Genomic DNA, 19,528 nt, shown 5'->3' on the forward strand with positions numbered 1-19,528 from the left:
AACAAAATCAGCTGATCAAAGAACTAATATTTTTTTAATAAAACATGTGAAGAATTTCACAAACACTTTCAAAAAACTCAAGGAGTGAGAAAAATGAAAAGATGGTATGAAAATCGTTTCGTCGCAATTATTTGGGCAGTAGCAAGAATATGGCTAGGGTTGCAATGGTTAGAAGCTGGATGGCATAAGTTAGGAGCTTTTGATGCAGGAGGATTCCTGCAAGGAGCAATTGCAAAAGCAGGTGGAGAATTTCCAGCAGTACAAGGATGGTAGGCAGACTTTTTACAAAATGTAGCAATGCCTAACGTGAAAATCATTAACTTCATCATCCCATGGGGTGAAATTCTAGTAGGCTTAGGACTTATCGTCGGTGCACTAACATTACCTGCATTAATCGCTGGAGCGTTCATGAACTTGAACTTCCTGCTTGCTGGAACTGTAAGCACTAATCCAATTTTACTAGCATTAGCTGTCATTCTACTCTTCGTCATCAAAGGAACACAGTATTATGGAATTGACCACTTCCTTACAAAAGAAAAGATTAACAAATTTAAAGACACAAACTTCTTTAAAAAAATACGAGGCGCAGCAGCACATTGAGTAAGATAAAAAACAGGAGGGCATAAAAAACGCCCTCCTGTTTTTTGGTTAAATGTTATGATGGAAGCAAAGATTGAATAAACTTCCAAGTAAAGGATGTTGTCCATGAACTATCAATGGCTGGACTGGGCTCAGAGAATACAAGCATTGTCTCAAGCAGGCTTAGAATTTTCAAAAGATATATATGATATAGAACGTTTTGAAGAATTAAGGAATATAAGTGCAGAGATAATGGCAGTACATACTAATTTAGAGATGGATAAAATTAAGGATTTATTTACGAATGAAACAGGATATCAGACGCCGAAGGTTGACATCCGTGGGGCAGTTTTCAATGATAACAGAATTCTTATGGTCAGGGAGAATTTTGATGACAGATGGTCATTGCCAGGTGGATTTTGTGATATCGGTCTCTCTCCTTCCGAAAATATCATAAAAGAGATCAAGGAAGAATCTGGTTTTGACGTCCGTGTTGTTAGGCTGCTTGCATTGTTGGATGCTAATTACCATCCACATCCTCCTCAACCATATCATTATTATAAAATTTTTATCCAATGTGAAATTATTGGTGGGGAAGCAAACTGTGGAATGGAAACAAATGATGTTCAATTTTTTTACGAAGACCACTTACCACCACTTTCATTAAATAGAAATACTGAATCACAGATTAAAATGCTGTTTGAATTTTTAAGAGATCCTCATAAACAAATTATATTAGATTAATGAGTAAAGGAGAGGGACGAATGAAAGTTCAATTACTTGGTACGTCTGCTGCTGAAGGGTATCCAGCGATTTTTTGTAAATGTGATGCTTGTATGAGAGCGAGGAAACTGGGCGGGAAAAATATTCGAACTAGGACCTCTGCTATTATTGATGATGAACTGAAGATTGATTTTCCACCAGATACTCTCCACCATGTACTTACATACAACCTAGATCTCGGAAGCATTCAAAATCTTCTTTTTACCCATTCACACCATGATCATTTTTACCCCGAAGATATTACAATGAGAGCACCTGTCTTTGCACACGACATTGATTATCCGTTAAATATTTATGGAAATGATATTGTCATTTATAAATGTAAAGAGGTTTTCCAGTTTTCAAGAGAAGCATTTAAATTGCGCCGAATTGCCCCATTTATAACTTACACTATCGGATCTTTCCAAGTGACGCCACTCCTTGCCGATCATGATAAAAATGAGACATGCTTTATTTTTTATATTGAAAAAGGAAATAGGAGCATGTTGTATGGCCATGACACGGGATGGTTTCCACCGCAAACTTGGGCATGGTTAGAACATAAGAAATTGGATTTTGTTTTATTAGATTGTACGCACGGATTGATTCCAGAAAAAAGAAACCACCTTAATATTGAAGGAGTAAAAGAAATCAAGGAGATTTTTATGGCGAACGGAATTATAGATGAATCGTCAAAAGTGATTGCCACCCATTTTTCACATAATACAAAACTATCACATTCCGAATTAAAAAGTCTTTTGAATCCATTCGGGATTGAAGTAGCTTATGATGGGATGATAGTAAATGTGTAATAAATATTGGGAGGATAGATTAGCCTTCCTCCCAATATGCCTTTATTTTCGTTTTTGTTTTGCCCTTTGATCAGCTGCTTTTGATCTTTCCAATGCAACCTTATCATCGTGGTCTGCTAGTTCTTCGGAAAACTCTACGTCCAATCCATCCGATTTCATGTTTTGCGGTACTTGAGGAAGCTTTTGTTTGTTCTTATCGCGAGCACTGCGTCGATCGTCACGTCCCATGTTAATGTCCTCCTTGATTATGTATTATTGAAAATGCTTTGCCAGTATTATTTTCTTTCATTTGTATAGCCGCCTGCTTTATCCGCTCTTTTAAATTCTCTTCCATACAGCACTTCCTGTGTAGCTGATAATGTGCTTTTCGTTTGTATCTCTTTTCGTTTGCCCATCTATTTCACCTCCTTCTTTAATGTTTTGCCCATTACCTCCTCAAACATACAAGAAGATATTATGATAAAATGTAAATATTATTCGATTATTAGAGGATGATGTACAATGCCGATCATCACAAAAATTACGACGCAAAAAAATAGTAAGGATCGATATAATATTTATCTGGACGAAGCCTTTGCTTTTGGTGTCGATGAAGAAGTTTTAATTCGCTACCATTTGACGAAGGGGAAGGAATTGTCTGAGTTTGACATTACTCAGATTCAATATGAAGATGAAATAAGGAAAGCATTGAATGCGGCTATCATTTTTTTATCTTATAGAATGAGATCAGGGGACGAAATTCGTCAGCATTTAAAGAAAAAAGAATGGGACGAGCCTGTCATTCAAGCTGTTTTATTAGAGTTGGCAGAACGGAAATACGTCGACGACTTAGAATTTGCTTCTGCCTATGTACGCACCCAAGTAAATGGGGGGAAAAAAGGTCCCTTGACGATCAAGCAGGAATTAAAACAAAAAGGAATTAAGGATCAATTGATTGAAGAGGCAATGGGCCATTATAGTGAAGAGCAAAAAATTGAACACGCGATTCAGCTTGGAAATAAAGTTGCAAAACAAAATAGCAAACTTTCCGAAAGGTTTCTTAAGCAAAAAATTGAACAGTTCTTATTAACAAAAGGTTTTCCATTTAATATTATATCGATCGCCATTGACGAGATTGAATATGAAAAAAATGACGATGATGAGTTGAACGCCTTGGAAATACAGGCTGAGAAGGCACATAGAAGATATAAAAATTTGACTGGCTTTGAATATGAACAAAAAATGAAACAAGCTTTATATCGAAAAGGCTTTGCAATTGAATTAATTGACAAGTATTTGGAGGAAAATGGATAAGAATATTTCAACGTGCTTTTGCAACGGGAAAATGGACGTATGTTCAGGCTGACTGCTCGGAAAATAAAGTTGCGATGACTACTTCAAAGAGTCTGTGACATGGAATAAACGGAGTGCTATCCGTTTGAGCGCTGCATAGAGCCTCGCGACACGTAAATACATCGAGCACTGTCCATTTGAGAGCTTCAAAGTGTGCAGGTTAAACCAACGATTACTAAGTCCAATAAAAAATACACATAGCCTATTAAAGATAAGGTGGTAACTACATTGGAAAAAGAAAAAAGATATAGCGCAATGACGGAAGTAGAGCTTAGACAAGAGATTGCCCAATTGAAAGAGAAGGCGCGTAAAGCGGAACAACTAGGAATTGTAAATGAATTCGCGGTGATGGAAAGAAAGGCAGTTATGGCACAGGCATATTTATTGGATCCAGCAGATTTTAAGCCGGGAGAAATTTATGCGGTTGAAGGTGCACCTGGTACATATTTTAAAATTGATTATTTAAAAGGTGTTTTTGCGTGGGGATATAGATTAAATGGCTCTGGCAAGGAAGAAGCACTGCCGATATCATTATTAAAATAGGCCAGCGGGGGAATTACCCCGCTGATCCAAATCCATTATCTTTTTTGCCGTTTGACGACGTCGTTTTCGAGAATGATTAATGACTGAGACTGTTCTGTTTCCCCATTTACTTGGTTGAACATCCTTTTCGGGTTATAGTGGTTGCGATTAAATGGGCTAAGGTGTCTATTTAAGTGAGAATTCTCATTCCTGTTCATGATTTTCCCCCTTTACGATCTAGTTAGGATCTTCATCCTCACGAGCACCGGAAGCTCGCATTCTTTCTTGGGGATTCGTATTTGTCGTCCCATTGGCACGTTTAGAAGCAAATTCAGGTTTTGCACGAGGCTCACCCTCGAATTTATTGTCATTTTTATAAGGGAAATCCTTTGCTTTATTGCGCATTCTGACTGCCTCCTTTACAAGCGAGAAAAAGGTCTCGCAATTTTATTATGGTTTTTTCGATAACTTTTTATGAGTCCTAAAAAAACTCCATGCAGCCTCGGGCTTCACGGAGTTATTCGGTCACAATGTTTAATTTTTTTCTTAATTTTTCCTCACTATAAATCCAGCCAGTATAAGATGCGATGATGTCCAAATCGTGGTTAAGCTGAACAATTGCAACAAATGGATAGTGTCCGTTGCTTCGATAACGTAAATCAATATAACGAACCTCATAATAATTGTCGAATTCTCCTATTTCCCAGCGGTAGACGGGAGAGAAGGATAAAAACGCTGATATGTTTTTATCTTTGCTGGCTGCTTCGATGATAGGAGATTGTGGAACTGGCAGTCGTTTAAATTTATCAAAAATCGTAATGGAGCGTTTATAAGCGCGCCCTACATAAAAATTGTCCTTTGATGTTACTGCAAGCCTCCATTGATTGAAACGCATAGTCGGTGCAATAATAATTTCTTCAGCATCAGGAATTGTTTTTAAAAGCGCTGATCTTACCGTTCTCTGCATGATGAATCGTAGAAGATAATATAAAATAATCACGGTATACATGATTAAAAATGTATATCCTGGTGGTGCACCGAAAATCCAAAATATAATTCCAAGGACATGTAGACTGAAAATAATCGGATCAAATGTGTTAATAATGCCAAATGCCACCCATTTATTTGAAAACGGTCGTAATGCTTGAGTTCCGTACGCATTGAAAATATCGACAAAAACATGGAGGAATACAGCTATAAAAGACCATATCCACAAATGAAGTATATTCGTTTCAGGAAAAAATAAACTGACAAAGGCTGTCACGGCAATTGGCCAGAATAATACTGCTGGGATTGAATGTGTAACCCCTCTGTGATTTCTTAAATAAACTGCGTTATTGCGTAATTTTAGAAAAGTATCGATATCAGGTATTTGGGATCCAATAATAGCAGCTACAAGTACACTATGACTATTGACTGTATTTTCGGCCACTACTGGATCAAGCGTAGCAAGTCCGCCTATCGCGATTCCCATAACGACGTGAGTAGCTGTATCCAATCTAAATCCTCCTCGGGAAGGGATGGCTATAGTTCGTGTTTTTACCATCATATTTTATTAAAATTTAATTTGCAATCAATAAAGATAGAAGCTCTTTTATAGTATAGACTATTCCCTAAAATACATATTGATTAACATCAGGGAGATATGGAAATGAATGAACAATTACAAAACAATTTAAATGACATGGCAATAGAAAAATTTCAAAAAGACTTATTAAATTGGTTTATTCGAGAGCAACGGGATCTCCCTTGGAGAAAGGATTCTGATCCTTATAAGGTTTGGGTTTCGGAAATTATGCTTCAACAAACGAGAGTTGATACCGTTATACCTTATTATGAACGATTCCTTAAAAAGTTTCCTACGATTGAGGCATTCGCGGATGCAGATGATGAATCTGTCCTGAAAATTTGGGAGGGACTCGGGTATTATTCTCGAGTACGAAATCTTCATTCAGCTGTGAAAGAAGTTGTCACTCAATATGATGGAAAGGTTCCTAATACGTTAAAGGAAATATCAAAATTAAAAGGTGTCGGTCCTTATACTGCAGGAGCTATATTAAGCATTGCTTACGGTGTGCCCGAGCCAGCAGTTGACGGCAATGTTATGCGTGTTCTATCGAGGATTCTTCTCATTTATGAAGACATAGCCAAACCATCTACTCGGAAAATCTTTGAAGAAGCTGTGAGGGAAATAATCAATCGCGACCACCCTTCTTATTTTAATCAAGCATTGATGGAGCTTGGTGCGCTTATATGTACCCCGACATCACCGTCATGTTTATTATGCCCAGTTAGAGAGCATTGTCTTGCTTTTTCGGCGGGTGTTGAAAAAGATTTGCCCGTAAAAACACGTAAAAAATCTACTAAGCATGTTGATTTGCTTGCAGCTGTTTTAAAAACTGATAAAGGAAAATTTTTAATTCGTAAACGATCGAGTAAAGGATTGCTAGCAAATTTATGGGAATTTCCGACTGTGGAAGATGGAGAATTTATGCAAATGCGAACGGCTTTAGCGAAATACTTAGAAGAGGAAGTTGATGCCGGTGTCCTCCTTGAAACAGGAACTTTTACTAAGGTTGATCATGTTTTTTCCCATTTAACTTGGTCTATCAATGTTTTTGCTGGATCTATTTCAGGAGATATTGAAGTGAGAGAGAATTATCTTCTTGTTACAAAAGAAGAACTTGAAGAATACGCATTTCCTGTTTCCCATCAAACGATTTGGAAAACGTATAAGAAAAAAGTTAAACTATAAAATTGTCCAATTTTCGTGAGACATGTAAAATAGACATATTGAATTTGAAAGGTGGATTTTTAATGGGTAATAAAGTAGCACTTGTAACTGGAAGCAGCAGAGGTGTAGGAAAAGCTGCCGCAATTGCGTTAGCGAAGGAAGGCTATGATATTGTAGTCAATTATGCCCGCAGCAAAAAAGCTGCTCTTGAAACAGTTGAGGAAATTGAAAAACTAGGTAGAAAAGCATTCCTCGCTCGTGCTAATGTTGGTGATGTTGAAAAAATTAAAAATATGTTTGCAGAAATTGAAAATGAATTCGGTCGTCTTGATGTACTTATTAATAATGCAGCTTCAGGTGTATTAAGACCAGCAATGGAACTCGAAGAATCACATTGGGATTGGACAATGAATATTAACAGCAAAGCACTATTATTTTGTGCTCAAGAAGCTGCTAAATTAATGGAGCGAAATGGCGGAGGGAAAATTGTCAGCCTCAGCTCACTAGGTTCAATTCGTTACTTGGAGAATTATACAACGGTTGGGGTATCTAAAGCGGCGGTTGAAGCTTTAACGCGTTATTTAGCAGTAGAGCTTTCACCGAAAAATATAGTGGTGAACGCTGTTTCTGGTGGCGCAATTGATACTGATGCTTTGAAGCATTTTCCAAATCGAGAAGAATTGTTAGAAGACGCAAGAAAAAATACACCAGCCGGACGAATGGTAGAAATCGATGACATTGTAAAAACCGTTATGTTCCTTGTATCAGAAGACGCTTCAATGATTCGTGGTCAGACAATCATCGTGGATGGTGGACGATCGATTCTTGTATAAAATGGTTTTCGTAATAATTCACTATGAAAATCACCGTTTTATAATTTGATTGCGAATCACAATCCGAATCACGATAAACTTCATCGATCTTCGCATATATTCGCCTATCCATATCCGATTCACGATCAAACTTTTCGACCTTCCTATTCGATCGTGAATCATCAAAAATAATTTTATTTTTTTGGATAACAATCTCACCCTCTGGTTACATTAACAAACGTGGAGGTGAGAAAAGGTGAAAAAAGCTCAACAATCTGGAACTAATGTCCAAAAAGTAAGACAACAAAATGCAGCTTCCGCTACTGGACAAAATTTTGGTACTGAGTTTGCCAGCGAAACAGATGCGCAACAAGTAAGACAACAAAACCAACAAGCTGAATCAAAAAAAAGTCAAAACTCAGGCAATTTCGGTCAACAGTAATGAAATAATAAGGATCTAACTTTCACAATGCGAAGGTTGGATCCTTATTTTTTTGTGCCACTTTCAGAGACGAATACTCATTTGTTTTAAAAAATGGTAAAGAACGTTATAATGATAAAAGACCCTAAAAAGGTTGTTCGGATTAGAAAGTAGGGGAAAAGATGGGTATTCCCGTTGAAGGCGATAACATTCAAATTCATAGCTATAAACATAATGGACATATACACCGAATTTGGGATGAGACGAAAATTTTAAAAGCGACAAAACATCTCGTTATAGGTGCGAATGATCGTACTTTAGTTACGGAAGCAGATGGTAGAACGTGGATTACACGAGAGCCGGCCATTTGTTACTTTCATACTGACATTTGGTTCAACATAATTGCGATGATTCGTGAAGATGGCGTATATTACTATTGTAATCTTGGCTCGCCATATGTTTACGATCAGGAAGCATTAAAATATATCGATTATGATTTGGATGTCAAAGTGTACCCGGATATGACGTTTACACTTCTGGATGAAGATGAATACGAATACCATCGTAAGCAAATGGGATATCCAGATGTGATTGACCATATATTAAAACGAAATGTAGATAAATTAGTACGCTGGATTAGAACACGAAAAGGCCCGTTTTCACCGGACTTTATTGATACGTGGTATGATCGATATTTAATGTATCGATGAAAACGATACAGGATGACCTGTTGATTTTAATTCAACAGGTTTATTTTGTTAGTAAAGTGTAACATTTTACTAAGGATTTCTTAGGGACGGTTGTTCGTACTATGTAGCTCCAGGAGCCAAGCGACAAGCATACTTTTAGCTTCTTCCTATGGTAAGTAAACATTTCTCGTTCTGTTTCCTTTATCTCGTAAGAAGCTTAAAAAGTTTGTACGTCGCTGAAAGGGCGCTTGCGCTTTTCTAATTGTGAAAGGATGAATGGCATTGGGTATCGTTAGAAGATATATGGAGTTTGTAAAACCTTATAAATGGAGAATTGTTGGGACTTTATTTATCGGGATCATTAAATTTGCTATTCCTCTTTTAATTCCAATCTTAATGAAATATGTTATAGATGACGTGATCGGGGCAAAGAATTTATCAGCGGATGAAAAAACAACTAAGTTATTTATAACAATGGGATTAATGCTGCTTTTATTTGTAGTGGTGAGACCACCTGTAGAATACTACCGCCAATATTTCGCGCAGTGGACTGCAAGTAAAATTTTGTACGATATTCGAGACAGGATGTTTACCCATATCCAAAAATTAAGTTTTAAATTTTATTCAAATACGCGCGCCGGTGAAGTCATATCGAGAATGATAAACGATGTGGAGCAAACAAAGGAATTTGTTATTACCGGGTTAATGAATTTATGGCTTGATGTCACAACCGTGATTATTGCTGTAATCATAATGATTACGTTGGATGTACCTCTTACAATCGTATCCTTAGCTGTTTTTCCACTTTATATGATTTCAGTTCGCTATTTTTTCGGCAATTTGCGAAAACTGACGCGAGCCCGATCGCAAGCACTCGCTGAAGTGCAAAGTTATTTACATGAACGTGTAGCGGGAATGTCGATTATTAAGAGCTTTGCGATAGAAGATCACGAGCAAAAACAATTCGATAGAAACAATGCAAATTTTTTAGATAAGGCGTTGACTCATACTAGCTGGACAGCGAAGGCTTTTTCTGTTGTTAATACGATTACGGACCTTGCACCGCTTATTGTTATTACGTATGCAGGATATCAAGTGATTCACGGAAATCTTTCCATCGGTACATTGGTCGCATTTATGGGCTATGTTGAAAGATTATATAATCCGTTGAGACGTCTCGTAAACTCATCCACTACACTTACTCAATCGATTGCTTCTATGGACCGGGTCTTTGGGTTAATAGATGAAAAATATGATATAGATGATGCTCCTGACGCGATTGAACTGAAATCTGTCATAGGAAATATTAAACTAGAAAACGTATCTTTCGCGTATGATGAAAAAGATGGACCGATTCTAAAGAATGTCAATCTAGATGTAAAAGCTGGAGAAACAATTGCGTTCGTAGGAATGAGTGGTGGTGGAAAATCCTCGCTCGTCAGCCTTATCCCTCGGTTTTATGATGTAACTGAAGGGCGAGTACTATTAGATGGTATCGATATTCGAAAGTTCAAAGTACGCAGTCTCCGTGATAAAATCGGAATGGTTCTTCAAGATAATATTTTATTCAGTGATTCAGTTAAATCAAACATATTACTTGGAAAGCCAGAAAGTTCCGATGAGGAAGTGCGTTTGGCGGCTGATGCAGCTAATGCTCATGATTTTATTATGGATTTACCTCTTGGGTATGACACTAAAGTCGGTGAGCGTGGAGTAAAGCTATCCGGGGGACAAAAACAACGTGTTGCGATTGCTAGAGTATTCTTGAAAAACCCGCCAATTCTTATATTAGATGAAGCAACATCGGCACTTGATCTTGAAAGTGAACACCTAATTCAAGAGGCACTAGAGAAGTTAGCGAAAGATAGAACTACGTTTATCATTGCTCATCGACTATCAACCATTACCCATGCCGATAGAATTGTCTTAATTGATCATGGGAAAATTATGGAAATCGGAACACATGAAGAGTTAATGGGAAAACAAGGAAAATATTATCAGCTATTCCAAGTGCAGCAATTAGATAATTAGAGATTAATAGGAAAGCGTAAGCGCCTTGCTCATCGACGTACAAACTTCAGGGCCTTCGCCTGAGATAAAGGAAACACGGCGAGGAACGAGCCGATGTTGACTTATCGTAGGAAGAAGGACAAGAAGTTTGCTAGTCGATAGGCGCTGGAGCTGGACAATAGGAAAGCTCTGAGTATGTGATGAACTCAGAGCTTTTTTAAATGAAACTTTTGGTAGGATCTAATCATTTTATCTAATTGTTCAAGTAGTTCTTCATATTCGATGATATCAGAAAGAATATGCATTAAATGAAAAGGTTGAAATTCATCTTCCACATCATTATTTTTAATTTCTTTTAAAAATGCGTTCATCAACTGTTCTCTGTCAAATATATTCTCGTTAAAAAGTTCTATATTTTGAGGGACTCTCCCCATAAATTTTTGAAGCAACTGCTCATGATAGCTTAACAAATAATCAAGTCTTTCTCGAGTGTCGTTTTGTAAGGTACTCGGAAGTTCGAATAAAATGTTTTTATAACGTTGTTGCAGCTTTAAAATTTCAAAGCTTTTTTGATTGACCTGAATCATCTGTCTGTAGATGACGAGCTTTCGAGCATTCGGATACTCGCTTTTTTTGAAATATCTTCTTTCTTCTTTATACATGGAATACAGAACATTAATACGGCCAATTCGCTCTTTAATTGTACCAAGTTCTTTTTTCAACAATCTATCTTCAGAAGCGAATCTTATTGAAAGACGTATCCACTTAATAATATCTTCTGAAACCTCAGATATTCCTTGAAAAAGCTTCGTTTCGTATTTAGGCGGCAGAAAGATGAGATTGACCGTAAAAGATGATAATATCCCAAGCAATATCGTTGCTGAGCGAACTACGGAAAACTGAAGAAAGTCTTCAGCAGGTGCAGACATTACCGCAATAATTGTTACAAGGGCAAGTCGGATTGCATTTTCCAATTTTAACTTCACCATGATGCCGATTGCGATTATTGCAGCAAAACCGATAATTAAAAAGTGATTTCCGAAAGAAAGTACGAAAATAATGGCAATGATTGCACCGATGATATTGCCTTGAACTTGTTCAAGTAATGTTAAGTAGGATCGATAAATGGTGGGTTGAATGGCAAAAACAGCTGCTATTCCAGCGAAAACCGGCGTAGGTATATGGAAAAGCTCTGCAACATATAACGCTAAAATAATGGCTATCCCCGTTTTTAGCATGCGGGCACCAAGCTTCATGGGTACTAATTCCTTTCCTTAAATCTATTTCATTCTTTGATGACTAACTTCAGCACCACCGGCGTCTGAACTTCCTATCCAATTATAAAAGGCATGAAGTTTAGACGTCGATTAGCAAGGCACTTCTGTTTTTTTTTATTGAAATGCATTTTCCACTGCTTGTATCGTTTGCACAATATCTTCTTCGGAATGTGCTGTAGTGATAAACCAAGCTTCATATTTAGACGGAGCAAGATTAATTCCTTGATTCAGCATCTTCTTGAAAAATGTTGCAAATAATTCTCCGTCTGTCGCTTCAGCCTGTTCATAATTAATGACTTTTTCCTTTGTAAAATAAATGGTCAATGCTCCTTTTAAACGATTAATGGTTATAGGAGCGTTATATTTTTTTGCTGCTTCTAAAATTCCTGTTTCCAGCATTGCTCCCAATTTATCGAGCCGCTCATATACTCCCGGCTCTTGAAGAACTTCAAGGCAAGCTATACCAGACAACATAGAAGCGGGATTTCCGGCCATCGTTCCTGCTTGATATGCTGGGCCAAGCGGAGCCACTTTTTCCATGATTTCACTACGGCCGCCATATGCACCTATCGGAAGACCGCCGCCGATAATTTTTCCAAGGGCTGTTAAATCTGGTGTTACACCTAGTAGATTTTGGGCTCCACCATACATAAAACGAAAAGCAGTAATGACTTCATCAAAAATGAGAAGGGCGCCTTTATCATGAGTAATTTCTTTTACTTTTTCAAGATATCCTGAAAGTGGTTCGACAATTCCAAAATTCCCTACAATCGGTTCAGTTAATACAGCAGCAATTTCATTACCCCATTTATCCATTGCTTCCTTAAAGGGTTCGATATCATTGTAAGGTACTGTAATAACTTCCTTAGCAATACTTTCTGGTACTCCCGCAGAATCGGGCATGCCTAATTGTGAAGGACCAGAACCAGCAGCGACCAATACTAAATCGGAGTGTCCATGATAACATCCGGCAAATTTCAGGATTTTGTTTCTACCTGTATAAGCTCTTGCCACTCGAATAGTTGTCATTACAGCTTCTGTTCCAGAATTAACGAAACGTATTTTATCAAGTGAAGGAATAGCTTCCTTAATCATTTTGGCAAATTTTACTTCATGTGGAGTTGGTGTTCCGTATAATACTCCCGTTTCGGCAGCTTTCTTTATTGCTGCTGTAATATGAGGATGTGCATGACCCGTAATGATCGGGCCGTATGCAGCTAAATAATCTATATATTGATTTCCATCTACATCGTACAAATAAGCTCCTTTTGCTCTTTCCATCGTCACGGGAGAGCCCCCGCCTACTGCTTTATATGATCGAGAAGGACTATTAACACCTCCTACTATATGTTCCAGTGCTTCCTTATGTATTTTTTCAGAATGTGTAAAATTCATATTACTAGCCTCTCCTTTAACTTACGAGCTTCTACTTATTGTAGTCTTTCGGAGGCTTCTTCGCAATTATTGACATTACTCTTAAAAGCTTGGTCTGTTGGTCTATGTGTAAACTACTCAACGTAAAATAAATGGACAAGGAAGAGAGAGGTGATTTTTATTTGGTATATTATCTTTTTTGCGGTTATTATTTGCCTCCTCATGGCTTTGAGAATTTTGTTTATCCCAGATCGATTTAAATTTAAACAAGTGTCTTTTGAAAATTTTGTATTTCTTGGTTGCACATATGCCGTCATCATGATTGGCTTTGGTCTTTTGTTTTTATTGCTTGAATTAAAAGGAATGCCGATTATTATTGATACTATAGTTACTCAAGAAAAGGAGTGGAATGAAAGGCTAACCACCTCTCTCTATTTAAGTGCCATTACACTTTTTTCCGTAGGATTCGGTGATGTCGTTCCTGTAGGAGTCGGGCGTTTGCTTGTCATGCTTGAAGCTCTCCTCGGATATACTATTCCTGCAGCCTTTGTTGTGCGTTCCTTTATTGAGTATGAGCCTCAAAGAAGGAAATAAATATAGGTATCTGATACGCTAGATATAATAACTATGAGGGGGCAAACAAATCATGACGATAAAAATAAACGATACAGCACCTGATTTTAGGCTCCCTGCAAGTAATGGCGGGGAAGTAAGGCTTAGTGAATTTCGTGAAAAAAAACATGTAATCTTATATTTTTATCCTAAGGATATGACTCCTGGTTGTACGACACAGGCTTGTGATTTCCGAGATTTTCATAAAGATTTTTCGGAATTGGATGTGGTCATTTTGGGTATAAGTCCGGATCCACTACTGAAACATGAAAAGTTTATAGAAAAGTATCATTTGCCATTTCTATTACTTGTAGACGAAAATCATGAAGTGGCAGAAAAATACGGAGTATGGAAACTTAAAAAAATGTTTGGTAAAGAATTTATGGGAATTGAACGATCCACTTTCATTATTAATAAAGAAGGCATTCTTGTGAAAGAATGGAGAAAAGTAAAGGTAAAAGGCCATGTCGAGGAAGCTCTTCAGTATGTGAAAGAAGGACTTTAATAAAAAATATGGCCTATTTCCTGCATATCTTGGCTGTTGTCCATTCTAAATGCCGCAGTCTGCATAATGTATATTAGGGCATACCTCCTCAATAGGAAAATAAATTGTGGGCTGTGAAATCACGGCCCTATTTTTTTGTTAAAGAGCACACCATTTTTTAAAGCATTGTCTTATGTTAATTGAGAATAATTTGAATGTTAATGATAATATATACATAAAGATTCTTTCAATGGAGGGAACCATTTTGAAAATCTATACTAAAACAGGCGATAAAGGAACGACATCATTAGTTTACGGGGAGAGGGTATCCAAAAACGATATTCGGGTGGAGGCATACGGAACATGCGATGAAGCCAATTCGATGATTGGACTTGCTTTAAGTCATATATCTCATAACGAAAATCCGGAAATAAAAGAAGTGGCTTCATTTTTTCATAAAGTCCAAACTACTCTTTTTCATGTTGGTGCCGAATTATCTACACCAGCGGGAAAAGAAGTAAAATGGAAATTGCGAGAGGAAGATTTAGAGGAACTTGAGAAGGTAATTGATCAATGGGGCGAGGTATTGCCTCCATTAAAGAATTTTATTCTTCCAGGAGGTCATCCTGCTGGAGCAGCTCTTCACTTAGCGAGAACCGTTGTCCGGAGAGCTGAAAGAATTACTGTCTCTATTGAAAATGTTAATCCCATGGTACTTTCTTATTTGAATCGACTTTCGGATTTCCTTTTTGTTGCAGCTCGATATATAAATCATAAGCTTAAAGTGGAAGAATTAAAGCTTCATGAATGATGCTAAATCATTGACAAATAAACCAATTTATTAGTACACTAATTATAAGTATTATAAATAGAGAATGAATTTTATTTTAGAAAAGAGGTGCATGGCGGTGTCAGACATTCAATTAAAAGAAGCAATCCATACATTGAAAGAGACGGGAGTCCGAATTACACCTCAACGTCATGCAATTTTGGAATATTTGATTCAGTCTATGTCTCATCCAACAGCAGATGAAATTTATAAATCACTTGAAGGTAAATTTCCAAACATGAGCGTTGCCACCGTTTATAACAACTTGCGTGTTTTTCGAGAAGCCGGACTTGTAAAGGAACTCACTTATGGAGACGCTTCTAGCCGATTTGATTTTGTAACATCCGACCATTATCATATTATCTGTGAAAATTGTGGTAAAATAGTCGATTTCCATTATCCGGGATTAGATGAAGTTGAACAACTCGCTTCCAGTGTCACCGGATTTAAAGTTGGACATCATCGCATGGAGATATATGGTATATGTCCTGAATGTGATAAAGGCGCAACTCACTAATAATAAGAAAAAAGCAAGCAACCGGATGCGGTTGCTTGCTTTTTTCTTATTCAGTGATCTGAAGCAAGGCCTTCTTCTCTCCTGAATTTACTATAGCAAATGATAAAAATAAGATAAGCTGTAAAGCTGAAAATGACCAAAGAGAATGCTGGAATAAGAATTAGAAGTGAGGCCATTGCCAATAAAATAAATATACAAACAATTGTGGATACAATGTAACGAATCGAAAAGAAAAACGAATTTTTTATAACTTGCCATAAAGTTAGACGATAATGAACCATCATCGGGAAAATATAAACCAATGTAAAAATGACGATTAATCCGATTAAAAACAATGCGGCAATTAAGAAAATATGTAGCTTTGGATTAAACGTATTAACTAGCATAAAATCCATATATAAGATACTTGCAAAAACAAAAAAGATTAGTCCGATTATAAAACTTTGCTTGAAATTTTCTTTAAAAAAACGGAAGAAAGGAATAAAAACAGTTGTATCTTTTTTCGTAATCCAATGGCGAATGACCGCAAACATTGCAGCTGTGGCCGGAAAAATCGTAATGAGCGGTAAACACATTAAAAACCATAATATATTTAATAAGAAGAAAAAAGATAAAACCTCTAAAATGCTGTATAATCTGCCATTAAAAAAATTCATTTATCTCACCAATAATTTCTTATTCTTTAGATGATTATTCCTTCTCAAATCTTTTTTTATTATATTTTTCATCAAATTCTTTTCCTTCTAAGTTAGGATCTACTGTAAGCGGCTCACGGCAATACATGCACATATCAACTCGTCCTAATATTTTTGTATGTTTGCCGCAATTTGGACAAACCACTTGCAATGCTTTAGTGGAAAGCATTCCAATCCAAAAGTAAATGACCGTACTTGCGATAATAGACAACAGCCCTAAAAACATAAAAATGGTCATAATAATAATGTGATTTTTAAAGAAAATCCCAAAATACATAATGATAAAACCAATAAATACTAAAGATAATGCGAAACTTCGTATTTTATTAATTTTACTTGAATATTTTTTATTCATCTTATAAGACCCTCCTGAAAATAAACTATATCATAATCGACTTAAAACATCTTACAATATTAAGGCGATTAATTGAACAAGCAGGAAATACTTAAATCACTGTCGAAAAGAAAAAGGAAAATGTTTTTGGAGGGTATACAATGGAAGACATCTTGAGGCCAATATATCAAGAAAGAGCGAGCCAAGATAATACTTTAGGGATCATAAAAATAGAAAAAAAACATAAAGTAACTACTTTAACTGATATGTTCGATGTAATTTTATTAATGATTGTAAAAGAACAAAAACAACCCGTTTATATAAAACATTACCAATATGAAGGTAAAAAGGCTGCATTACATATTGTTAATGAGAAACAACTTCAAGAATGGTTGCTGCTTGGTTCGAATCGCCGAATTGTGGAATGGATATATGAAGGAAAAGTATTATTTGATAGAAATGATTATATGGAAAAATTAAAAACGGAACTCCAAGAATTCCCTTTCTTTGGGAGGAAAATAAAAATCGGATTAGAATTTGCGAAATTAATAAGAAGATACATGGATGGAAAAGCCTTTTTTGAATCAGGTCAATATTTAGATGCATTTAATCATATCGTACATTCTCTTCATCATTTAGGTAGGCTGTCTATTATTGAAGATGGCTTTCATCCTGAACTTACAGTTTGGAATCAGGTAAAGCATATTGAACCAGAAATTTTCAAACTATACGAGGAATTGATTAAAAGCGAAGAGCCGATTGAAAAAAGATTAGAACTTTTATTCCTTGCAAGTGAATTTTTAATATTTTCAAGGACTCCGGTTGGAGCAGCACATCTACTAGAAGTTATGGAAACAAGGGATCAATGGAGTATGGACGAAATATCTGAACACCCTGAAATTGTCCATTACGGTGTGGATTTTAGTCTTTTGTTAGAATATTTAATTGAAAAGGATATTATTCAAGTTGTAGAGATCGAAACTAAAGGTCTAGGGTTATATCATAGATGCTATCGAGTAAAATAATAAGATGTTTATTCTTTTTTTTAAAATTTCTATTGACGAGATTAAAGAAACTTGTTATATTAGTAAACGTCGCTGAAAGAGATACAAACAACTCGGTGAAAAGCGCCAAGAAAAAAATGATTGACTTTCGCTTCACTTGATGATAGTATTAAAAAGTCGCTGTCAGAAAGCGAGCGAGTTTGATCTTTGAAAACTGAACGAAACGAACGTTAAATAATTTTTAATTGCATGACCAGCAAATGAGCTAACAAACTTAAATGAGAGTTTGATCCTGGCTCAGGACGAACGCTGGCGGCGTGCCTAATACATGCAAGTCGAGCGGATCTGAGGGAGCTTGCTCCCAAAGGTTAGCGGCGGACGGGTGAGTAACACGTGGGCAACCTGCCTGTAAGACTGGGATAACTTCGGGAAACCGGAGCTAATACCGGATAACTTCTTTTCCCGCATGGGGAGAGGTTGAAAGACGGTTCTGCTGTCACTTACAGATGGGCCCGCGGCGCATTAGCTAGTTGGTGAGGTAACGGCTCACCAAGGCGACGATGCGTAGCCGACCTGAGAGGGTGATCGGCCACACTGGGACTGAGACACGGCCCAGACTCCTACGGGAGGCAGCAGTAGGGAATCTTCCGCAATGGACGAAAGTCTGACGGAGCAACGCCGCGTGAGTGAAGAAGGTTTTCGGATCGTAAAACTCTGTTATCAGGGAAGAACAAGTACCGTCTAACTAACGGTACCTTGACGGTACCTGACCAGAAAGCCACGGCTAACTACGTGCCAGCAGCCGCGGTAATACGTAGGTGGCAAGCGTTGTCCGGAATTATTGGGCGTAAAGCGCGCGCAGGCGGTTTCTTAAGTCTGATGTGAAATCTCGCGGCTCAACCGTGAGCGGTCATTGGAAACTGGGAAACTTGAGTGCAGAAGAGAAGAGCGGAATTCCACGTGTAGCGGTGAAATGCGTAGAGATGTGGAGGAACACCAGTGGCGAAGGCGGCTCTTTGGTCTGTAACTGACGCTGAGGCGCGAAAGCGTGGGGAGCGAACAGGATTAGATACCCTGGTAGTCCACGCCGTAAACGATGAGTGCTAAGTGTTAGAGGGTTTCCGCCCTTTAGTGCTGCAGCTAACGCATTAAGCACTCCGCCTGGGGAGTACGGCCGCAAGGCTGAAACTCAAAGGAATTGACGGGGGCCCGCACAAGCGGTGGAGCATGTGGTTTAATTCGAAGCAACGCGAAGAACCTTACCAGGTCTTGACATCCTCTGCCACCCCTAGAGATAGGGCGTTCCCCTTCGGGGGACAGAGTGACAGGTGGTGCATGGTTGTCGTCAGCTCGTGTCGTGAGATGTTGGGTTAAGTCCCGCAACGAGCGCAACCCTTGACCTTAGTTGCCAGCATTCAGTTGGGCACTCTAAGGTGACTGCCGGTGACAAACCGGAGGAAGGTGGGGATGACGTCAAATCATCATGCCCCTTATGACCTGGGCTACACACGTGCTACAATGGATGGTACAAAGGGCAGCAAAACCGCGAGGTCGAGCCAATCCCATAAAACCATTCTCAGTTCGGATTGCAGGCTGCAACTCGCCTGCATGAAGCCGGAATCGCTAGTAATCGCGGATCAGCATGCCGCGGTGAATACGTTCCCGGGCCTTGTACACACCGCCCGTCACACCACGAGAGTTTGTAACACCCGAAGTCGGTGGGGTAACC

General features: G+C 37.8%; 23 protein-coding genes, 1 rRNA gene and 1 pseudogene. 16 read left to right on the forward strand and 9 right to left on the reverse strand.

All coding sequences use genetic code 11. The features are described from left to right. The first annotated feature begins 93 nt into the window (after nt 1-93). From KHA97_RS21525 to KHA97_RS21535, 3 genes and pseudogenes are all read left to right on the forward strand, one after another. Nucleotides 94-600: pseudogene (locus KHA97_RS21525) on the forward strand (TQO small subunit DoxD). 105 nt (nt 601-705) lie between these two features. Next, nucleotides 706-1,323 (forward strand): NUDIX hydrolase, encoded by a 618-nt coding sequence (locus KHA97_RS21530; protein WP_213126844.1) that lies wholly within the window; start codon nt 706-708, stop codon nt 1,321-1,323. Between the two features lie 20 nt (nt 1,324-1,343). After that, a complete protein-coding gene (locus KHA97_RS21535; protein ID WP_213126845.1) occupies nt 1,344-2,153 on the forward strand; it encodes an MBL fold metallo-hydrolase in 810 nt (269 codons plus the stop codon). A 42-nt stretch (nt 2,154-2,195) separates the two neighbouring features. Here KHA97_RS21535 and KHA97_RS21540 read toward each other — a convergent pair whose 3' ends face one another. Then, the gene (locus KHA97_RS21540; RefSeq protein WP_213126846.1) at nt 2,196-2,381 is read right to left on the reverse strand and encodes a YfhD family protein; all 186 of its coding nucleotides are present in this window, start codon (nt 2,379-2,381) and stop codon (nt 2,196-2,198) included. A gap of 47 nt (nt 2,382-2,428) precedes the next feature. Further along, entirely contained in the window at nt 2,429-2,548 is a 120-nt protein-coding gene (locus KHA97_RS21545) for a YfhE family protein (RefSeq protein ID WP_213126847.1), read from the reverse strand. Between the two features lie 106 nt (nt 2,549-2,654). Between KHA97_RS21545 and recX the strand changes: the two genes are divergently transcribed. Both recX and KHA97_RS21555 read left to right on the forward strand, forming a co-directional pair. Next, the gene (recX, locus tag KHA97_RS21550; protein WP_213126848.1) at nt 2,655-3,446 is read left to right on the forward strand and encodes a recombination regulator RecX; all 792 of its coding nucleotides are present in this window, start codon (nt 2,655-2,657) and stop codon (nt 3,444-3,446) included. A gap of 267 nt (nt 3,447-3,713) precedes the next feature. Next, nucleotides 3,714-4,028 (forward strand): YfhH family protein, encoded by a 315-nt coding sequence (locus KHA97_RS21555; RefSeq protein ID WP_267912468.1) that lies wholly within the window; start codon nt 3,714-3,716, stop codon nt 4,026-4,028. Between the two features lie 35 nt (nt 4,029-4,063). On the opposite strand, the gene KHA97_RS21560 is transcribed toward KHA97_RS21555, so the two are convergent. The 3 genes from KHA97_RS21560 to KHA97_RS21570 all read right to left on the reverse strand — a co-directional run bounded on the left by KHA97_RS21560 (nt 4,064) and on the right by KHA97_RS21570 (nt 5,505). Further along, nucleotides 4,064-4,225: a YpzG family protein gene (locus tag KHA97_RS21560; protein WP_213126849.1), complete on the reverse strand. Its 162-nt coding sequence runs from the start codon at nt 4,223-4,225 to the stop codon at nt 4,064-4,066. A 19-nt stretch (nt 4,226-4,244) separates the two neighbouring features. Beyond that, nucleotides 4,245-4,412, reverse strand: a complete 168-nt coding sequence (locus KHA97_RS21565) for a small, acid-soluble spore protein K (protein WP_213126850.1) — start codon at nt 4,410-4,412, stop codon at nt 4,245-4,247. 112 nt (nt 4,413-4,524) lie between these two features. Then, a complete protein-coding gene (locus KHA97_RS21570) occupies nt 4,525-5,505 on the reverse strand; it encodes a metal-dependent hydrolase (protein WP_213126851.1) in 981 nt (326 codons plus the stop codon). A gap of 153 nt (nt 5,506-5,658) precedes the next feature. Between KHA97_RS21570 and mutY the strand changes: the two genes are divergently transcribed. From mutY to KHA97_RS21595, 5 genes are all read left to right on the forward strand, one after another. Beyond that, nucleotides 5,659-6,762: an A/G-specific adenine glycosylase gene (mutY, locus tag KHA97_RS21575; RefSeq protein ID WP_213126852.1), complete on the forward strand. Its 1,104-nt coding sequence runs from the start codon at nt 5,659-5,661 to the stop codon at nt 6,760-6,762. Between the two features lie 62 nt (nt 6,763-6,824). Then, on the forward strand, nt 6,825-7,574 hold the full coding sequence (gene fabL, locus KHA97_RS21580) for an enoyl-[acyl-carrier-protein] reductase FabL (RefSeq protein ID WP_213126853.1): 750 nt from the start codon (nt 6,825-6,827) through the stop codon (nt 7,572-7,574). A 235-nt stretch (nt 7,575-7,809) separates the two neighbouring features. After that, nucleotides 7,810-7,995 carry a gamma-type small acid-soluble spore protein gene (locus tag KHA97_RS21585; RefSeq protein ID WP_213126854.1) on the forward strand — a complete coding sequence of 62 codons (186 nt, stop codon included), beginning with the start codon at nt 7,810-7,812 and terminating at the stop codon, nt 7,993-7,995. Nucleotides 7,996-8,156: 161 nt separating this feature from the next. Further along, nucleotides 8,157-8,684 carry a nucleoside tri-diphosphate phosphatase gene (gene ntdP, locus KHA97_RS21590; RefSeq protein WP_213126855.1) on the forward strand — a complete coding sequence of 176 codons (528 nt, stop codon included), beginning with the start codon at nt 8,157-8,159 and terminating at the stop codon, nt 8,682-8,684. A 261-nt stretch (nt 8,685-8,945) separates the two neighbouring features. Next, on the forward strand, nt 8,946-10,694 hold the full coding sequence (locus KHA97_RS21595; RefSeq protein ID WP_325167523.1) for an ABC transporter ATP-binding protein: 1,749 nt from the start codon (nt 8,946-8,948) through the stop codon (nt 10,692-10,694). A 185-nt stretch (nt 10,695-10,879) separates the two neighbouring features. Here the strand turns inward: KHA97_RS21595 and KHA97_RS21600 are convergent, their stop codons facing one another. Together KHA97_RS21600 and KHA97_RS21605 are read right to left on the reverse strand one after the other, a co-directional pair. Beyond that, nucleotides 10,880-11,929 carry an FUSC family protein gene (locus KHA97_RS21600; protein WP_213126856.1) on the reverse strand — a complete coding sequence of 350 codons (1,050 nt, stop codon included), beginning with the start codon at nt 11,927-11,929 and terminating at the stop codon, nt 10,880-10,882. Nucleotides 11,930-12,064: 135 nt separating this feature from the next. After that, complete coding sequence (locus KHA97_RS21605) at nt 12,065-13,345, reverse strand: glutamate-1-semialdehyde 2,1-aminomutase (protein WP_213126857.1); 1,281 nt, start codon at nt 13,343-13,345, stop codon at nt 12,065-12,067. Between the two features lie 150 nt (nt 13,346-13,495). Here KHA97_RS21605 and KHA97_RS21610 point away from each other — a divergent pair, with 150 nt between their 5' ends. The 4 genes from KHA97_RS21610 (at nt 13,496) to perR (ending at nt 15,766) form a co-directional block, all read left to right on the forward strand. Then, complete coding sequence (locus KHA97_RS21610; RefSeq protein WP_325167524.1) at nt 13,496-13,918, forward strand: ion channel; 423 nt, start codon at nt 13,496-13,498, stop codon at nt 13,916-13,918. A gap of 52 nt (nt 13,919-13,970) precedes the next feature. Further along, a complete protein-coding gene (bcp, locus tag KHA97_RS21615) occupies nt 13,971-14,441 on the forward strand; it encodes a thioredoxin-dependent thiol peroxidase (protein WP_213126858.1) in 471 nt (156 codons plus the stop codon). 244 nt (nt 14,442-14,685) lie between these two features. Then, nucleotides 14,686-15,231, forward strand: a complete 546-nt coding sequence (locus KHA97_RS21620; protein ID WP_213126859.1) for a cob(I)yrinic acid a,c-diamide adenosyltransferase — start codon at nt 14,686-14,688, stop codon at nt 15,229-15,231. A gap of 91 nt (nt 15,232-15,322) precedes the next feature. Further along, complete coding sequence (gene perR / locus KHA97_RS21625; protein ID WP_233713706.1) at nt 15,323-15,766, forward strand: peroxide-responsive transcriptional repressor PerR; 444 nt, start codon at nt 15,323-15,325, stop codon at nt 15,764-15,766. Nucleotides 15,767-15,816: 50 nt separating this feature from the next. Here the strand turns inward: perR and KHA97_RS21630 are convergent, their stop codons facing one another. Beyond that, the gene (locus KHA97_RS21630) at nt 15,817-16,422 is read right to left on the reverse strand and encodes a YesL family protein (protein ID WP_213126861.1); all 606 of its coding nucleotides are present in this window, start codon (nt 16,420-16,422) and stop codon (nt 15,817-15,819) included. Between the two features lie 34 nt (nt 16,423-16,456). Beyond that, nucleotides 16,457-16,816 (reverse strand): YgzB family protein, encoded by a 360-nt coding sequence (locus KHA97_RS21635; protein WP_213126862.1) that lies wholly within the window; start codon nt 16,814-16,816, stop codon nt 16,457-16,459. A gap of 140 nt (nt 16,817-16,956) precedes the next feature. Here KHA97_RS21635 and KHA97_RS21640 point away from each other — a divergent pair, with 140 nt between their 5' ends. Both KHA97_RS21640 and KHA97_RS21645 read left to right on the forward strand, forming a co-directional pair. After that, the gene (locus tag KHA97_RS21640) at nt 16,957-17,820 is read left to right on the forward strand and encodes a nucleotidyltransferase-like protein (RefSeq protein WP_213126863.1); all 864 of its coding nucleotides are present in this window, start codon (nt 16,957-16,959) and stop codon (nt 17,818-17,820) included. 253 nt (nt 17,821-18,073) lie between these two features. Then, nucleotides 18,074-19,528: ribosomal RNA gene (locus tag KHA97_RS21645) — 16S ribosomal RNA — on the forward strand; the annotation flags it as partial.

The organism is Lederbergia citri (assembly GCF_018343625.1).
Lineage (GTDB): Bacteria > Bacillota > Bacilli > Bacillales > Bacillaceae_C > Lederbergia > Lederbergia citri.

What these genes read in the sequence shown, in the direction of transcription:
- KHA97_RS21530 (WP_213126844.1), top strand. Translation starts at nt 706, where the DNA reads ATGAACTATCAATGGCTGGACTGGGCTCAGAGAATACAAGCATTGTCT.
- KHA97_RS21535 (WP_213126845.1), top strand. Translation starts at nt 1,344, where the DNA reads ATGAAAGTTCAATTACTTGGTACGTCTGCTGCTGAAGGGTATCCAGCG.
- KHA97_RS21540 (WP_213126846.1), bottom strand. Translation starts at nt 2,381, where the DNA reads ATGGGACGTGACGATCGACGCAGTGCTCGCGATAAGAACAAACAAAAG.
- KHA97_RS21545 (WP_213126847.1), bottom strand. Translation starts at nt 2,548, where the DNA reads ATGGGCAAACGAAAAGAGATACAAACGAAAAGCACATTATCAGCTACA.
- recX (WP_213126848.1), top strand. Translation starts at nt 2,655, where the DNA reads ATGCCGATCATCACAAAAATTACGACGCAAAAAAATAGTAAGGATCGA.
- KHA97_RS21560 (WP_213126849.1), bottom strand. Translation starts at nt 4,225, where the DNA reads ATGAACAGGAATGAGAATTCTCACTTAAATAGACACCTTAGCCCATTT.
- KHA97_RS21565 (WP_213126850.1), bottom strand. Translation starts at nt 4,412, where the DNA reads ATGCGCAATAAAGCAAAGGATTTCCCTTATAAAAATGACAATAAATTC.
- mutY (WP_213126852.1), top strand. Translation starts at nt 5,659, where the DNA reads ATGAATGAACAATTACAAAACAATTTAAATGACATGGCAATAGAAAAA.
- fabL (WP_213126853.1), top strand. Translation starts at nt 6,825, where the DNA reads ATGGGTAATAAAGTAGCACTTGTAACTGGAAGCAGCAGAGGTGTAGGA.
- ntdP (WP_213126855.1), top strand. Translation starts at nt 8,157, where the DNA reads ATGGGTATTCCCGTTGAAGGCGATAACATTCAAATTCATAGCTATAAA.
- KHA97_RS21600 (WP_213126856.1), bottom strand. Translation starts at nt 11,929, where the DNA reads ATGAAGCTTGGTGCCCGCATGCTAAAAACGGGGATAGCCATTATTTTA.
- KHA97_RS21605 (WP_213126857.1), bottom strand. Translation starts at nt 13,345, where the DNA reads ATGAATTTTACACATTCTGAAAAAATACATAAGGAAGCACTGGAACAT.
- bcp (WP_213126858.1), top strand. Translation starts at nt 13,971, where the DNA reads ATGACGATAAAAATAAACGATACAGCACCTGATTTTAGGCTCCCTGCA.
- perR (WP_233713706.1), top strand. Translation starts at nt 15,323, where the DNA reads ATGGCGGTGTCAGACATTCAATTAAAAGAAGCAATCCATACATTGAAA.
- KHA97_RS21630 (WP_213126861.1), bottom strand. Translation starts at nt 16,422, where the DNA reads ATGAATTTTTTTAATGGCAGATTATACAGCATTTTAGAGGTTTTATCT.
- KHA97_RS21635 (WP_213126862.1), bottom strand. Translation starts at nt 16,816, where the DNA reads ATGAATAAAAAATATTCAAGTAAAATTAATAAAATACGAAGTTTCGCA.
- KHA97_RS21640 (WP_213126863.1), top strand. Translation starts at nt 16,957, where the DNA reads ATGGAAGACATCTTGAGGCCAATATATCAAGAAAGAGCGAGCCAAGAT.